Below are 16,727 nucleotides of genomic sequence, written 5' to 3'. Positions count from 1 at the left end.
ACGGGAAGATAGAGTGGGAGCAACTGCTAGCACAAGCCTGATTGGTTCAACTAATCCACGGTGTAGATTAAAGAGAAGCAACACTGTGAGAAATCACCGTCTGGGATTTTTGATGACGGTTTTTTCTATTCAATAAAAGGGGTGTGATACGAATGAGGATACAAATAGCAAAAATAATTGTTCAAATTATTTTCTTATATGGAATTTTACTCTTGGGTGATGGCATTGCCAAAGTAAGTCATTTACCGATTCCAGGTAGTATTATTGGACTCGTGCTATTATTTTTGGCTTTACAATTTCATATTGTGAAGCTCGAATGGGTGAATCTAGGCGCAGGATTATTGACGAGTGAATTATTATTATTTTTCGTACCTTCTGCAGTAGGCGTTGTGCAATACGATCAAATCGTTGGAATTATTGGTATTAAGCTTGTAACAGTAATTGTATTGAGCACAATTGTTGTGATGGCTTGTACAGGATTGGTTGCGGATTTTGTTCAAAAGAAAGGAGCGAAGAAAGTATGAGTTTCATCGGTTTTGTTAGCTTTATAGGTACGATTATTATTTTTCTATTAAGTAAAAAAGTTTATCGAAAGATGAATTGGATCATTTTATCGCCATTATTAATTTGTCCACTGATCATCATTGCATTATTGTTGATCACTCATACTTCATATGAAGACTATAATACAGGTGCCACTTGGTTATCCAAACTACTAGGACCAGCAACAGTAGCATTTGCAGTACCAATATATAAAAACTATGCTTTGTTAAAAGAACATGCAAAGGCAATAGGAGCGAGTCTTATTACTGGTTGTGCAGTTGCCATTATTTCTTCGTTTTTGTTTGCACTATGGATTGGTTTATCCAATGAGATGATTAATAGTCTAGTACCGCGCTCCATTACAACACCAATTGCAATGGATATATCAGAAATCATCGGTGGAGAGCCTACAATGACAGCTGTGTTCGTGATTGTGACTGGTTTAACAGGAAGTATTATTGGTCCACTTATCATAAGATATATTCGAATTCGCACATCAGCAGCAAAGGGATTATTGCTTGGCATGGGTGCTCATGGATGTGGTACATCAAAAGCCTTTGAAATAGGGGAATTAGAAGGGACTTATTCAAGCCTTGCGATGATTGTTGCAGCGTTGATTAGTATTGTATTATCCGATACATTTTTCCCGTTGCTTCAGCATTATTTAATCGGTTAGCTGTTTTTATGAAATCATAAAAATGAGATTGCTCCTAATAAGGATCCTGCTAAATAGCTTCACATACCCAAAAACATGAATGTCGCTAGATGAACATTCAAACTTTTGGGCTTTGAGGATTCTATCGTAAAAGAAACTTATGGAACAATCTCATTTTTCTATTGATAGATTAAAAGTTTTTGACCATTTTCGACGGCATTAGAATTCAATCGATTCCATTGTTTGATTGATGTAATAGCCACGCCATACTTATGGGATAGGGAGTTAAGCGTTTCACCACTTTTAACGACAACATGTTTTTGTTCTTTTTTAGGTTGATCGTATTCCGTTAAATGATATTGCTTAATCAATGCATTTAATTTTTGGTGATAGTTTGTATCAGTAGCATATGTGCCTGTTAAATATCTCGTCGCTTCTTTATAAGACTTTGTTTTACTTTTAAATGTTTTTTGGTAATATTTTGTGTTCCAAGAAACACCATTTTGAAGCAATTCAGCATAATCTTCTAAGGAAGCTTTATAATTAGGGTATTTTCGGAATTTGGCAGTGATTTGATGCATTTGACCACTACCATTATCCTCTGATGTTTGGAAAGCTACCGATTGACTTTTATAGGAACCTTTAATGCCGAATAGGTTATTATTAGGTGGAGAGCCAAGTTCGCTCGTTCCATTATTGCTTTCTAAGATGGCTTGAGCAATCATCACAGAAGCATACAAATCGTGTTTATCTGCAATTTCGCGCGCATTTTCACCAATGGAGCCGATAAAGCTTTCCACACTTTGATCTTCTATGTATTTTTCAGATGGCTCTGAAACCGTTTCAGATAATTGCTGAATGATGATAAAAACAGAAGTTGCAAATAAGATAGTTGTAAATAGAGTAAGTAACAAAGCTTTTTTCATCGATCGACGGTTTATATTTTGAAAACCTTCCTCCCTTCTCCAATATTCATATAAATAGTTTACCATGTTTTTAGGACGGGTGTTAATGTTAAAAAGTTTCTTTTGAAAAGAGATAGGTAAGAAAGAAACCCCCTATCTTTCAATTGCTAGATTAGGGGAGGGTTTATCTATCCATTATTTTTTAAATGTTAGAGTTATTTTTTGGCTATTTGCTATTTTTTGTTCTTGCTTGTCAAAGACATCACTGGTTTGAAGGACGAATTTTACAGGGTTGCTATTATGCTTAAGGATATAACCAATATTGCCTCTCTTTGTTTGATGAGGTTCGATTTTCCCAGTTAGATGATCAAGGTAGACATCTTGATCCCATGTCCATTTTTGCCCGGTATCTGCAGTAAGTATGGCAACAGGAGAGAAGTGAAGCGTCTTATTGCTATTATTGGTCACTTCAACAAAAGCTTTGACGATATCAAATGTTTCATCATGCGTTAATGTATGAAAATAATCGATCATACTATAAGTGGGCTCAAGATAAATTTGTTTGACATCTCGGATGGTCAAAGTGATTTCTCCAATATCATAGCTCTTTTGTGTAAAATTGCTATTTTTAAGTTTTGCATAGCCTCGGTCATCTGTTATTTCGTCGCCCGCTTTTAATAATGTACGATCATCTGTTACTTGAGGATTGCTTTGATAGTTTTTGAAATAATCTTTGTTGTTTGTCGCTTCATTTTGTGAATTATTTGAAGTAGCTGATTGAAATGTACAACCTGAGACGAATCCTAGAATACAAGCACTAAAAAATAAAGAGCAAAGTGATTTTTTCAATATTGTTCCTCCTCGTATAGCAAAAAATCTGGACGCCGATAGAAGACGCCCAGAATAGATGGTTGTTAATGAATGCTATCAGCAAGGCAAATTGCCTCATTAACAACCAATTTAGCAAATGAATTAAGATTGATCTTTTATTTTTGTTTTGTTCTTTTTGTTTTTCTCAATTAGATTGAAGATGATTTTTGCCTGATCTGTATTATCAATTTGTCCTGCAAATTGAGAGGATTCAGGTCCATAAGCATAGACGTTTACATCTTCACCTGTGTGACCGCCTGTAGTCCAACCAGTATTAGAACGTTTATCATATATTTTTTCAATGGCATTATCGATATCTGTAACTTTACCAGAAGTAACATCTTTAACAGATTTGATTTCTTCATCTGTTAAAGTTAACCCGCTGTATTTTTTTAATGTTTCTTCTACATCTGCACCGGCAACAATTTGTTGTGCCATATAATCAGGTGTTTTCTTAGCCGCTTTAATGGCTTCTGGGAACCAGTTATAATCATCATTTGCAGCTAATGAAAAACCGCCGGTTGAATGGTCAGCTGTCGCTACTACTAAAGTATTTTTATCCTTTTTGGCAAATGCAATTGCAGCTTCAAATGCTTTTTCAAAGTCTGCCATTTCACTCATGGCACTAACAATATCATTATCATGACCAGCCCAGTCAATTTGGCTACCTTCTACCATTAAGAAAAAACCATCCTTATCCTTGCTTAGTTGTTTGAGTGCAGTGTTTGTCATATAAGCAAGGGATGGTGTTTGAGAACCACGGTCAATCATCTTGTCCATTCCGCCATCAGCAAACAGACCGAGTAATTGGGCACTATTATTATTTTTTAGTTGGGATTTTGTTGTTACATAGTTATATCCTGCTTTTTTGAATTCTTTTGTCAGGTCACGATCTTGACGAACAAAGTTAGTTTTGCCGCCACCGAGCAACACATCAATTTTATGTTTTCCATTTACGAGTTCATCAAAATAATCATCCGCAATACCATTCATATTCTTACGTGTTTCATCATGAGAGCCAAAAGCTGCGGGTGTTGCATGCGTGATTTCTGAAGTTGCCACTAATCCTGTGGCTTTTCCCATTTCTTTTGCAGACTCAAGGACTGTTTTCACGTTTTTCTTATTATTGTCAACTGCAATCGCATTGTTGTATGTTTTGACACCAGCTGACATAGCAGTAGCTGCGGAAGCAGAATCTGTAACGTTTTCGGCTGGATCTTCAGGATAAGTCATTTGCTGTCCGACTAAATAGCGATCAAATGATGTTTGGTCGACATACTGTGTGCTTGAACTGTTTTTCAGATAGCGGTATGCAGATGTGTAAGAATTCCCCATACCATCACCGATTAAGAAAATGACGTTTTTCACTTGTTTTTTCTTCGATAAAGTTTTAGCATCAACCTCTGATGAAAAAATAGTTAGGCTACTCAATGCAAGTGTAGAAACTGCAGCAATCGAAATAAGTTTCTTTGGTAAGAATGTTTTCAATGGTATTGCCTCCTTTAATTAGTATGAATTACAATAATATTGTATTGAAAAACTATTAAGCTGATATTGATTGAGTGATAAAGGTATGTAAAGGTCTTAAAGAAAAGAATAAAGAGCATTACGATGGGATAAAGTATGGCAAAACTAATCATCATCAGGATATTTCCCGAGAAATTTAATAGGTGGAATCACCTTGAATGAGGAGAGTATATGGATAACACAGATATTCTCTTACATAAACTAATTTCATAACTCAAAGCTTTAAAAAAAGAAGAGACAGTGAAAAATAAATTCACAGCCTCTTCTTTTCATATTTGATTGACACAAATGCCTGATGTCTTAACTATTCGAATGTATACTTGAGATGGATTTGTATAAATTTTTTAGTAATTCAGGTGTGACATCTACAGGATTATTTTGCATATTAGGAGCAAAACTATTAGCAACTAGTAGTTTTAAATCTTCTTCTGTTCTTACACCAGCCTCTTCAATTGTTAGACACATTTGCATGTCTTTTTTCATTTCATCGATACGATTGGCTAAATCGATGGAATCTTCAAATCCAAGACGGCGACTAAATGCTTCAAGTCTTTTGCTTTCCTTACCGATGCTATTCAGTTTCCAAAAAGTAGGCAAGGTTAAAGCACAAGCCTCTCCATGAAAAACTCCAAAGTTTTGGGTCAATGGGTAGGAACAAGCATGGGCAGCAGCTGTTTGTGTGAGATTAAATGCCATGCCAGCTGTTACAGAAGCTAGACTCATATTGATACGTGCTTCAAGATTGTTAGGAGCGTGATAAGCCACTAACAGATTTTCAAACACTAGTTTAGCAGCATACTCTGCAGCTAAGTCTGTATAAGGCTGATGTTTCTTCCCATAAAAAGCTTCTAAGGAGTGTGCTAATACATCTAAACCACTAGATGCAGTTACTTGTTGAGGACAGCTAAGCGTTAACATTGGATCCACTAATGCATATATCGGGTATAAAAACTCACTTGCAAGAGGAGCTTTTATCCCACGCTTGGTATCTGTCAAAACCGATACGTTTGTAATTTCGCTTGCTGTACCAGAGGTCGTAGGAACAGCGATCAATGGTAATCCTTTATGTGTAATTGGCTGTTGCTTTGTAAAATAGACTTCTGTTGTATAAGAAGTTGTTGCAACGAAGCATGCCACTTTTGCACAATCTAAAATGCTGCCTCCACCAAGTGCAATTGCAAAATCACATTTGTGTTCAACAAGCGCCTCGACACAATCATCGGTGTTTTGAACTGTTGGATTGGGTTGTATATTGGAAAAAATAGCTTTAATTTTACCATTTGAAGCGTCCATTATTTTTTGTGCAACACCATTTCGTACCATCGATGGGGCACTAATGAGTAATCCTTTTTGAAATTTATATTTTTCTAAAATAGTAGGTAAATCCTTTATCTTATCTGCACCAAAGTCAATCGGTACAGGCTGTTCATAATAGAAATTATACATCGAATTCCTCCTTATTTAGCTGAAACAATTTTTGTTTCATCAATTTCTAAAACTTCCTTTTCAAAATCTTTCAATACAGTTTCGAAAATGTCTATTGCTTCATTTAATTCATCTTTTGTTATGATAAGTGGCGGAGCAATGATGACACTCGATTCATGAGAATAAGTATAAAATCCTTTATCCAGCAACATGGCAATAAATTTATTCATCAATCGAACAGGGTCTTGCCCATAATCTAGACCATATTGGATAAGTGGCTCGCGAGTTGTTTTATCTTTTACTAATTCAACTGCGGCAAATAAACCAATATGACGCACTTCGCCGACTATAGAGTAGTTCATTAATTCATCGAGTCGCGCGGCTAAAATCTCGCCAATTACCCATGCATTTTCAATGATATTTTCTTCCTCATAAATTTTCAATGTTTCTAATCCAATTTGGGTGCACATGGTGTGACCGCTATAAGTTAAACCAGTCATTAAAACATGATCGTCAAAGTATGCAGCTATTTGATCACTGACGATAACGCCTCCCAGTGGTGCATAGCCTGAAGTGATTCCCTTTGCAAATGTTATCAGATCCGGTTCAAAATCATAATGGTCAACAGCGAACATTTTTCCGGTTCGTCCAAAACCAGACATGACTTCATCGCAAACCATTAAAATCCCGAATTCATCACATAATGCACGAACGCCCTCTAAATAGCCTTTTGGTGGAATGATGACGCCATTACTTCCAGGAATCGGTTCGATGAAAACGGCTGCGATTGTGTTTGGACCTTCGTATAAAATTTGTTGGTGTAGCCGTTTTAGATAAAAGTCTGTAGCCTGTTCTTCACTCGCAAAATCGATGGCTTCTCGATATAAATAAGGAATATCGAACTTTACAAATCCAGGAATACCTGGTTCAACACTTAGGCGACGATTTTCTCCGGTTAAATTACCAGCTCCAAATGTTGCTCCATGATACGAACGATAACGAGAGAATATTTTATAGCGTCCTGTTACCATCCTTGCTATTTTGATCGCGTGTTCATTTGATTCTGCACCGCCACAAGTGAAAAATACTTTTTGCATATTACTCGGTGCAAGCTCAATGATCTTTTTGGCTAATGCAGACTTAGAAGCACTTGCAAAGCCAGGTGAGGACAATGGAATATCACCGATATGCTGAAAAGCTTCGAGCAGTTTTGGATGTTGATGACCAACGTTTGTATAGACTAGCTGGGAGCTCATATCAAAATACCTGTGATTTTGTTCATCCCAGAAGAAAACACCTTCTGCTTTTGTTATTACCTTCGGAACAGTTCCTTGCTGCTTTGCCCAAGATGTCAGAACATATTGTTGATGGTCTTTTTGAATATGATGAGATGCCGTTTTTTCCATTGTAATCACTCCTATATAAATATATGTTATTTTAGCTAACATATAAAGCATACTAAGATCAAAATTTTAAAACAATGAATATTCAGACAAAATATTTTGTGCATTTGCACAAAGTTATTATTTTGATAAAATGTCCTCAATCATGAAGGCAATTGTAAGATTTGTTTTTGTAAATGGAGTGCTTAAATCTGTATCAAGGAGCGTTTCGATTTTTTTTACTTTATACAGAACCGTATTGCGATGGATAAATTCTCTTTGACTAATTCGAGATGTACTGCCATCTTCCTCTATGAATATTCGTAAAAAATTTTTAAAATTTGTGTTGTGAATTTGATCATATTGTACTAAAGAGCCCAGCATGTCTCGATAAAATCTTTGAATTAGTTGCCGATTTTCGACACCCATAATAATTTTGTAGGCACCAATCTCTTTATATTTGTACAAGTTAGGGTTACCGTGCTGCTGTGAAAGCTTTGTAACGGTCCTTGCTTCATCCAAACTCTTTTGAAGATCTTTCGCTTCTGTATAAAAGTTCCCCATTCCAATCGATAAGGGAACAGGAGCATTTGAAAACTTTTCAAGTAACTTATCAAAGATCGCGTTAACAGTTCTTGAAAATGGAATGTCTGGTGTTTGAACGTGAGAACGGCTTATTAAGTAAATCAATTGGTTATTGTCGACAAGTTGCAGAAAAACTTTATAACGAGCAGAAAATGCTTGATGAATAATATTTGCGTAGGGTTTTATATTATGATCGCTGCTATATGGTGTACATAAAATAATTCCTTTTTCATCTTCTTTTGCAAATCCGAATTGTTCTAATGACTTATCCAAAGAAGAATCTTGAGCATCCGTCAATAATAGCTTCCTCATTAAATCCTCTTGATCCATTTTTCTTTCATGATGTGTATTTAAAAAATGAAAAGTGAGTCTAAGTAAATCGGCTATTCGATAACGCCATTCCATTTCAAAAATAGGGAATTGTAGTTGATCTGCAAGTGCTATTGCTGCAGCTGGTACTTCAGGGATGTAAGGGCCAATATTGATGATTAAACCTGCTGTTCGCTTTTTAGCAAGCACTGTAATCAGTTCTAAAAGGGATTTTATATCTCCATTGAAATGAATTCCTGTAGAAATGATAATTTCATTGGCTTGACAGAATTTTGAGATATCTACACTTTCAATCACATTAATTCCAGTAATTTCATGGTTTAATCCATCCTCTCCACCTCTTAAATTCAACATGTAAAATAGCGGTGAATCCAAAAAATGCTGAAATGTAATCATCAATATCCCCCCATTTTTTATAGCAGAAAAGTAAAAAATCCTTCAGCTTGCTGTGCAAATGCACAATTTTTTTCAGAGAAATGACTATATACCATATCATTATAATACAGTAAAATTGGAATTGTTAGTAAATGTAATAAAAAATAACATAAAAATAGGAGGTAATATATTGTTAGCATGTAATGAAAGTCGTTTAGAGGATACGATTCAACTATTTAGTAAGTTTGGTCACACTAAAAATGGCGGAGTCACAAGGTTATCTTTATCTCCTGAAGATGTTGCTGCAAGAAATTATTTTTGTGAATGTTGCCAAGAACTCGGCATGAATGTCACTTTTGATGACATGGCTAATATTTATGCGACTTTGCCAGGAAAAAACGATCTTCCTCCAATCGTAATAGGATCTCATTTAGATTCTGTTGAGAGGGGAGGTCGTTTCGATGGTGTTCTTGGTGTTTTAACAGCGCTTGAAGTTGTCAGAACATTGTGTGATTTCGATTTAGAAATGGAAGCTCCAATTGTCATTATGGATTTTACAAATGAAGAAGGGGCTCGTTTTGATCCAGCTATGATGAGTTCAGGCGTACTAGCGCATAAATTCGATAAAGAAAAGATGCTTGATTCAAAAGATAAAAATGGAATTACATTTTCAGCTGCGTTAGAAGCGAGTGGTTATAAAGGTGAGCAGGAAAACCGTTTGAAAGAGGCTCTTGCGTATCTAGAACTTCATATTGAACAAGGCCCTGTGCTTGAAAGTAAAAAGATTGATATAGGAGTTGTAGAAGGAGTACTTGGAATGGTGTGCTATGAAATCACGATTATTGGTGAATCAGATCACGCGGGAACAACACCTATGCCGATGAGAAAAGATCCTTTGTTTGTAGCTACCGATGTTATTTCTTCCATCAAAACAGAGCTTGCGTCCATTGACGATGATTTAGTTTTTACAATTGGACGCCTGAATGTTTCGCCAAATATTCACACAGTGATTCCCAATAAGGTTGTTTTTACTTTAGAAGCTCGACATCAAAATCCAGAAATCATTTCTAAAGTGGAGGATGTTATTCATAACTTCCCAGTTGAAATAGAAGGTTGTGCTCTTTCATCTGAAAAACTTTGGAGTCGGGATACGGTCGTATTTGATCGTGATATTTGCCAATCGATTGAAGCTGCATGTGAGGAATATGGTTATTCTTCTTATCGAATGTATAGTGGGGCAGGCCATGATGCACAATTTATGGCTAGTTATATTCCCTCTGCGATGATCTTTGTGCCGAGTGTAAATGGAAAAAGTCATTGCGAAGAAGAACTGACAAGCTTTAAGGATTGTGCAAACGGAGCAAATGTCATGCTTCAAACCGTACTTTCTCTTCAACAAAAGTTGGCGAAAGAAAAACAAACCATATAAGGAAAGAAGGAATACCATGAAAAAACTAATTACAGGTGGAACGATTGTCACTGCAGCAGACACGTATAAAGCGGATTTGTTAATCGAAGATGGTAAGATCGCAAGTATTGGTAAGGAAATAGTAGCTGGTGACGCTGAAATGATTGATGCGACTGGACAATATATATTTCCAGGTGGTATCGATCCGCATACACATCTAGATATGCCTTTCAACAATACGGTAACAGATGATGATTGGGAAACAGGCACAATCGCAGCTGCCTTTGGCGGGACAACGACGGTTTTAGATTTTTGCTTAACAGCTGGTGAAACAAAACTTATGGATGCGGTGGATAAATGGCATGCAAAAGCAAAAGACAAAGCAGTGATCGACTATGGTTTCCATCTGATGATTGCAGATTTAAACGAAGATACTTTAGTCGAATTGCCAAAAGTATTGGAACAAGAAGGTATTTCTTCTATTAAGGTATTTCTAGCCTATGCGAAAGAATTTCAAGCAACTGATCGTACATTATATCAAGCGTTCAAAGTCGGAAAAGAAGCGGGCGCAATCGTTATGGTACACTGCGAAAACGGTTCAGTCATTGATGAATTAGTCGAAGAAGCCAAGACTTTGGGTCATACAGAACCCATTTATCATGCGCTAACTCGCCCTCCTCAATTAGAAGGTGAGGCAACAAAACGGGCAATTGAACTGGCTCACTTAGCTGATGCAGCGTTATACGTCGTGCATGTGACCTGCAAGGAAGCAGTTGATGAAATTATTGCTGCACGCCAAAAAGGTTATAAAGTATATGGTGAAACATGTCCACCATACTTGACATTAGATCAATCGGCACTTGAAAAACCAAACTTTGAGGGGGCGAAGTATGTTTGGTCACCACCATTAAGACCAAAAGAGCATCAAGAAATTCTATGGAATGCATTAAAAGCAAAACAACTTCAAACCATTGGCTCAGATCAATGTTCGTTTAATTTCAATGGTAAAAAACGATTAGGTATTGATGATTTCTCTAAAATTCCCAATGGTGGTCCATTTATCGAAGATCGATTTAGCGTTCTGTATTCTGAAGGGGTCGCGAAAGGAAGAATTACAATCAACGAGTTTGTCGATATGATCTCGACAAGCGCAGCAAAGATCTTTGGACTATTCCCTCAAAAAGGAACGATTGCGATCGGTTCTGATGCAGACTTAGTGTTATTTGATCCCAATCAGGAACGTGTTATTTCAGCCGAAACGCATCACATGAATGTGGATTATAGTGCATTTGAAGGGCTAAAAGTGACGGGAGAGCCTATCAGTGTTTTAAGTCGAGGGGACTTTGTTATCAAAGATAAGGAATTTGTGGGTTCGTTGGGGCGAGGTCAATATATAAAACGACAAGTTCAAAAGAAGACAAAAGAAGCTGTTGCTCAATAAGTTGGGAGTGATTGAATGATCAATGTCTTAATAGATGAAAATTTTGAAGAAGTTACGCCGAGATTATTAAAAGCTAGTGCCATAGAAGAGGCAAATCGTTGCTTGTATTGTTTTGATGCGCCTTGTATGCGTGCTTGCCCAACAACGATCAATGTTCCTAGTTTTATAAAAAAAATTGCTTCTTCAAATTTGAAGGGTTCAGCAAAAGTAATCCTAGAGGCGAATCCAATGGGGGCGAGCTGTGCGAGAGTTTGCCCGACTGAAGAACTTTGTGAAGGCGCTTGTGTGTTACAAAAAGATGAAAAACCAATCAAAATCGGTGCACTTCAACGATACGCAACGGATTGGCTGAAGGAACAAAATATTTCTTTATTTAAGCGAGGAGCAGCAAATGGTCATAAGATTGCCATTATTGGCAGTGGACCAGCAGGGTTATCAGCTGCACGTGAATTGTGCCGACTAGGCTATGAGGTTACAATCTTTGAAGCTGAAAAACAAGCTGGAGGACTTAGTCAGCATGGGATTGTATCATTTAGATTACCGCAAGAAGTTGTGGAATGGGAAGTTGATCAAGTGCGTCAGTTAGGAGCAACTATTTTAACAGGAAAGAGAGTTGGTATAGATGTTACTTGCACTGAGCTATTGGAGAGATTTGATCGAATCATAATGGCTATTGGTATGGGGGAAGTCCCCCATTTAAATATAGAAGGGGAGAAGTTAGAAGGTGTTTTAGATGCAATTGACTTTGTGAAAACAACTAAGCGAAAACCTTTACCAATGAATATACAAGGGAAGAAAGTGGTTGTTATTGGAGCAGGTAATACAGCGATCGATGCTGCAACATGTGCCATTCGATTAGGAGCGGCCCATGTGAAAATATTATATCGGCGCACTGCCAATGAAATGACAGCTTATCCATTTGAATATGAATTTGCTAAACAAGAAGGAATTGAATTTCAATGGCTAACAATGCCTAAAAAAATAATGGGAAATATGGATGGGAAAGTCGTAGGGATTGAATGTGTCCATATGAATTTAATGGATCGCTACGATCAACAAGATGTACTGATCGAAGTGGAAAATTCAAATTTTATAGTACAAGCAGATGTTGTTATTCGTGCAATTGGACAAAGACGTCATGTGGATTTTATCAACGAAATGAACTTACAACATCTTAATGGCGTTCCTTCCGTAGATCCGATTACATTTCAAACATCTAGTCCGCAGATCTACGCATGCGGTGATGTGATTTATGGCTCAGGTTATGGGGATGCAACAGTTGTTTCAGCTGTTCAACAAGGAAAAGACTGTGCATATGCATTACATGATGCGCTACAACAAACATCTGAGATTGCCTAACAGAAAGAGGGGGGATACTATGGCTGATTTACGAATAAATTTAGCAGGAATACAGTCACCAAATCCATTTTGGTTAGCTTCAGCACCGCCTACGAATTCTGGTTATCAAGTACAACGTGCATTTGAAGCTGGTTGGGGAGGAGCAGTCTGGAAAACATTAGGTGAACCCATTTTAAATGTTTCTTCCCGATTTGCAGCAACAAGTTTCAATGGCCAACGAGTTGCAGGTTTTAATAATATTGAACTCATTACAGATCGTCCATTAGCAACAAATTTAAAGGAAATGGATGAAACCAAAAAACGTTTTCCAGATCACGCCATTATTGCATCCTTGATGGTTGAACCGAAACAAGAAAAATGGCATGAAATTGTAAAGCGTGTAGAAGATGTCGGTATAGATGGTCTGGAATTAAACTTCGGCTGCCCACATGGAATGGCGGAGCGAGGAATGGGAGCTGCATCTGGTCAAGTACCAGAACTTGTAGAAAAGCAAACCTATTGGGTCAAGGAAGTAGCCAAAACGCCTGTTATTGTCAAATTGACGCCAAATATCACAGATATTACGGCAACAGCAGAAGCAGCTGTAAAAGGCGGGGCAGATGCTATTAGTATGATCAATACGATCAATAGCCTAATGGGAGTCGACTTAGATACATGGCATACAATTCCTCATGTACGTGGAAAAGGTGCGCACGGAGGTTATTGTGGACCAGCTGTGAAACCAATCGCACTCAATATGGTAGGTGAATGTTCGAGAAATCCACATATTAACGTACCAATTTCGGGGATAGGAGGTATATCGAACTGGCAAGATGCTACTGAATTTCTATTAATGGGAGCAGCAGGTGTTCAAGTTTGTACGGCTGCGATGCATCATGGCTTCAGGATTGTGGAAGATATGATCGATGGTTTGAATAACTATTTAGATGATAAAGGAATTTTATCCGTTATGGATATTGTCGGTAAATCCGTGTCAAGATACTCTGACTGGGGCGATCTCGATTTAAATTATAAGATTGTCGCAGAGATCAATAATGACAAATGTATCCATTGCAATAAATGCTATATCGCTTGTGAAGATACATCACATCAAGCGATTGATCTTTATCACGATGCAACAGGACTCTCACAATTAAGGGTGCGGGAGGAAGACTGTGTAGGGTGTAATTTATGTTCCATCGTTTGTCCAGAAGAAGGCGCTATTACAATGAAGGAAGTTGAACATACTCTACCTTCTATGACGTGGAATGAACGACAAGAATGTCTTAAAGCTTTTTCTACAACGGCTGAAATAATAGGAGGATAATTTTTATCCCGCGTTAATGGGCAGTAAGATCCCCACCTCAAGGTTTAGAGAAAAACGAGAAAGATAGGTGGGGGAACAACTGCCGCATGCGCCCGATTGGTTTGGGCGGGCAAGATGTTGGTCCCTCAGATGTTGCCACAGGACGTCGCGCTTTTCATCTGAGTTCCTCTAGTTTAGTGGGGGATGAAGAAAACCCTCACATAGGAAGTTTCACATTATCTTAAATAGATTGATATTAAAAATATTGGAGGCTTCGTCGATGACACAAAGAAATGATTATTTAAAGTCCCCTGATTTATTGCCTATTTCTTATAAGGATCGAAATATTGGTGTTTTCGGATTTTCAGTCATTTGGGTAGGAATGGCGATTGTACTAGCTGCATTCGCTATCGGTGCTGCGGGAATTATTCATCTATCCATGCCTACGCTTATTTTAGCTACTTTAGTGGGTTCCTTAATGATTGGGATTTTCATGGTAGTGATCGGGGATATTGGTGTTGAACATGGGCTGTCATTCCCAGTTTATATGCGAGCGCCATTCGGTACATTTGGTACGCATCTTCCTTCGCTAGTGCGGGGGATCACTGCATCTTGCTGGTTTGGTATTAATACGTATTTTGGGGCATTAGCGATTAATGGAATATTAAATATCTTATTTGAATTTGATAACTGGTTTATTTGTTTCCTATTTTTTGCAGCTTTTCAATTATTGAATACCTCTTTAGGAATTAAGTCGATCGAACGATTTGCTGATCTAGCTGCTCCTATTATTATTTTCATTTCATGTTGGATGTACGTAGCGCTTGCGGACAAAGCCACGGCTTCGGGCAAGGATGTATGGACTTGGGTCGAATCTCCAACTACAGGTATGGCTACATTTACAGCATTTATGGTAGTGGCCATGGCAAATATGGGTTTCTGGGCAACGTTAGCGGCTGATATGCCTTCACTTTCTCGATTTTTTAAAGCGCCAAAATATGAAAAAAATTGGTTCAAGCGCAATAAAACACAACTAATCGGTTCCCTGATTGTCATGCCTGTTGTCAATACATTCATGATTGTTATTGGTGCTGTATGTTATATGGCTGTTTCAAGTGGCGATCCAATTGCCGCATTACAAGAATCTGCAAGTGGATTTATATTAGCAATCTTACTATTGATGATTGTATTAGCACAATGGTCAACGAATACCTCAGCAAATGTTATCCCAGCGGCAACGATTTTCTCCAATATCGGCGGACCAAAAGTACCTTTTTGGATAGGTGTTGTCATTGCTGGAGTGATCGGTACATTAGCACAGCCTTGGAGTCTATTCGATATATTAAACACGGTTTTATTGATTATCGGCGGAATTTTAACGTCAATCGTTGGGATCATGTTTGCCGATTACTATCTGCTTCGTAAACGCCGATTAAATGTAGAAGAACTTTATGAAATAGCAGGGCAATATCGATATATGAATGGTTTTAATTTAGCTGGATTGACCTCTTGGATCATTGGGGGGATTATAGCGAACTTATTGCCAACTTATTCATCATTAGTTGGGTTTGCAGTTGGTGCAATTCTTTATTATGTGTTAGCTAAATATTGGTGGTTTAAAAAGTACCCTCAGAAAGAAATGATGGATCCAAGTGATAGCAAATATTTGGGAATTACTGTCGGAAGAGATTGGGAAATATCACCGTTTGAAAAACCAGTTACACTCCCAGAGCTCTCCCCTAATTTAAGTGCAAAAAACAGTTAGAGAATAGCGTTGTTTATAATTTCACAGGCTAAGCACAATCTGTTTTTCTTACGGCAAAGGAGTTGATTCATATGTCTGATTACTTACAAATAATAGATGAGATCGATCAAATTGACCGATTATTACTTCAAAAATATCGTGTGAAGAATTTTACAGAAAATCTTGATGGCGCAAGGCTTGAATTTTATCATCCAGAAAGCGAAGATTTTCAAGAAATCCATATTGGTACAGCGAATGCGCGAAAATATGCCTCCGTCAAAGTATTCGAGCAGGTGTATAAAACGTTCATATAAAATTTCATTTTTTCAAAACGCCCCCCTTAAGTATAATGAGCAAAGGATTTTGTCCCTTGCTGGTTATACTTTTTTCATTGTAGAGGAGAATATTATTTATCAAAATCCATGTTGTAACAGCAGTAGCTTCTACCCGCAAAATTCTAACATACAATATTAATATTTGACGAGGTTACATCTTATTTGGACAAGGAAACCCGAAAATCATTTAAACACATTCTTGAAGAATTACTTGCTGATCAAATTTGTATTTTCATTAGTCATGATGATGAATTGGAAATGTTTACTAATAAAGAACTAGTGCTTCAAAGCTTATTAAAAAAGACCACTATTTAAAAAGAAGGTAGAGAATTCAAAATGAGTCCTTTTTATATAATAATGCTTTTGTTAGTATTAATCATTGTTGTTATTAAAGTAAAAAATCAAACGATTACTTTCAGAGATATATTAATAAAAGCGCTAACAGTTAGTGCAATTTTACTAGGCATTTACCTTATAAGTTTATGGATATTTTAATTGTGTCATCATTTCAACAGATCAATTTATAACAAAGTAATATATAGAAAAATTTAGTTGACA

15 protein-coding genes are annotated in these 16,727 nt (G+C 37.1%); 9 read left to right on the top strand and 6 right to left on the bottom strand.

Annotated features, from left to right (window positions below; genetic code table 11):
• Positions 1-152 precede the first annotated feature (152 nt).
• Together FEZ13_RS06090 and FEZ13_RS06085 are read left to right on the top strand one after the other, a co-directional pair.
• A complete protein-coding gene (locus tag FEZ13_RS06090; RefSeq protein WP_186725795.1) occupies positions 153-524 on the top strand; it encodes a CidA/LrgA family protein in 372 nt (123 codons plus the stop codon).
• A complete protein-coding gene (locus FEZ13_RS06085; RefSeq protein WP_146551866.1) occupies positions 521-1,219 on the top strand; it encodes an LrgB family protein in 699 nt (232 codons plus the stop codon). Before FEZ13_RS06090 ends, FEZ13_RS06085 begins: the two co-directional genes overlap by 4 nt.
• A gap of 158 nt (positions 1,220-1,377) precedes the next feature.
• On the opposite strand, the gene FEZ13_RS06080 is transcribed toward FEZ13_RS06085, so the two are convergent.
• The 6 genes from FEZ13_RS06080 to FEZ13_RS06055 form a co-directional block, all read right to left on the bottom strand.
• Positions 1,378-2,124 (bottom strand): glucosaminidase domain-containing protein, encoded by a 747-nt coding sequence (locus tag FEZ13_RS06080; protein WP_222434399.1) that lies wholly within the window; start codon positions 2,122-2,124, stop codon positions 1,378-1,380.
• 174 nt (positions 2,125-2,298) lie between these two features.
• A complete protein-coding gene (locus tag FEZ13_RS06075; RefSeq protein WP_255473060.1) occupies positions 2,299-2,952 on the bottom strand; it encodes a DUF4352 domain-containing protein in 654 nt (217 codons plus the stop codon).
• Between the two features lie 123 nt (positions 2,953-3,075).
• On the bottom strand, positions 3,076-4,461 hold the full coding sequence (locus FEZ13_RS06070; protein WP_146551864.1) for an alkaline phosphatase: 1,386 nt from the start codon (positions 4,459-4,461) through the stop codon (positions 3,076-3,078).
• Between the two features lie 339 nt (positions 4,462-4,800).
• Positions 4,801-5,946 carry an iron-containing alcohol dehydrogenase family protein gene (locus FEZ13_RS06065; RefSeq protein ID WP_146551863.1) on the bottom strand — a complete coding sequence of 382 codons (1,146 nt, stop codon included), beginning with the start codon at positions 5,944-5,946 and terminating at the stop codon, positions 4,801-4,803.
• A gap of 11 nt (positions 5,947-5,957) precedes the next feature.
• Positions 5,958-7,331 (bottom strand): aminotransferase class III-fold pyridoxal phosphate-dependent enzyme, encoded by a 1,374-nt coding sequence (locus tag FEZ13_RS06060; protein WP_146551862.1) that lies wholly within the window; start codon positions 7,329-7,331, stop codon positions 5,958-5,960.
• Positions 7,332-7,448: 117 nt separating this feature from the next.
• The gene (locus tag FEZ13_RS06055) at positions 7,449-8,618 is read right to left on the bottom strand and encodes a PucR family transcriptional regulator (RefSeq protein ID WP_146551861.1); all 1,170 of its coding nucleotides are present in this window, start codon (positions 8,616-8,618) and stop codon (positions 7,449-7,451) included.
• 169 nt (positions 8,619-8,787) lie between these two features.
• Between FEZ13_RS06055 and FEZ13_RS06050 the strand changes: the two genes are divergently transcribed.
• The 7 genes from FEZ13_RS06050 to FEZ13_RS06025 all read left to right on the top strand — a co-directional run bounded on the left by FEZ13_RS06050 (position 8,788) and on the right by FEZ13_RS06025 (position 16,148).
• A complete protein-coding gene (locus tag FEZ13_RS06050) occupies positions 8,788-10,026 on the top strand; it encodes a Zn-dependent hydrolase (RefSeq protein ID WP_255473059.1) in 1,239 nt (412 codons plus the stop codon).
• 16 nt (positions 10,027-10,042) lie between these two features.
• Complete coding sequence (gene hydA, locus FEZ13_RS06045) at positions 10,043-11,446, top strand: dihydropyrimidinase (protein ID WP_146551859.1); 1,404 nt, start codon at positions 10,043-10,045, stop codon at positions 11,444-11,446.
• Between the two features lie 15 nt (positions 11,447-11,461).
• Positions 11,462-12,805: an NAD(P)-dependent oxidoreductase gene (locus FEZ13_RS06040; RefSeq protein ID WP_146551858.1), complete on the top strand. Its 1,344-nt coding sequence runs from the start codon at positions 11,462-11,464 to the stop codon at positions 12,803-12,805.
• Positions 12,806-12,824: 19 nt separating this feature from the next.
• The gene (gene preA / locus FEZ13_RS06035; RefSeq protein ID WP_146551857.1) at positions 12,825-14,111 is read left to right on the top strand and encodes an NAD-dependent dihydropyrimidine dehydrogenase subunit PreA; all 1,287 of its coding nucleotides are present in this window, start codon (positions 12,825-12,827) and stop codon (positions 14,109-14,111) included.
• Between the two features lie 86 nt (positions 14,112-14,197).
• Positions 14,198-14,335 carry a hypothetical protein gene (locus tag FEZ13_RS19410; RefSeq protein ID WP_186725794.1) on the top strand — a complete coding sequence of 46 codons (138 nt, stop codon included), beginning with the start codon at positions 14,198-14,200 and terminating at the stop codon, positions 14,333-14,335.
• A 35-nt stretch (positions 14,336-14,370) separates the two neighbouring features.
• Positions 14,371-15,855, top strand: a complete 1,485-nt coding sequence (locus FEZ13_RS06030) for an NCS1 family transporter (protein ID WP_146551856.1) — start codon at positions 14,371-14,373, stop codon at positions 15,853-15,855.
• 71 nt (positions 15,856-15,926) lie between these two features.
• Entirely contained in the window at positions 15,927-16,148 is a 222-nt protein-coding gene (locus FEZ13_RS06025; protein WP_146551855.1) for a hypothetical protein, read from the top strand.
• Positions 16,149-16,727 lie beyond the last annotated feature (579 nt).

Origin of the sequence: Rummeliibacillus sp. SL167, from assembly GCF_007896505.1 — a bacterium.
Classification (GTDB): Bacteria; Bacillota; Bacilli; order Bacillales_A; family Planococcaceae; genus Rummeliibacillus; species Rummeliibacillus suwonensis.
The sequence above is the reverse complement of the archived record's forward strand: the minus strand, read 5'-3'. Positions and strand labels throughout refer to the sequence as shown.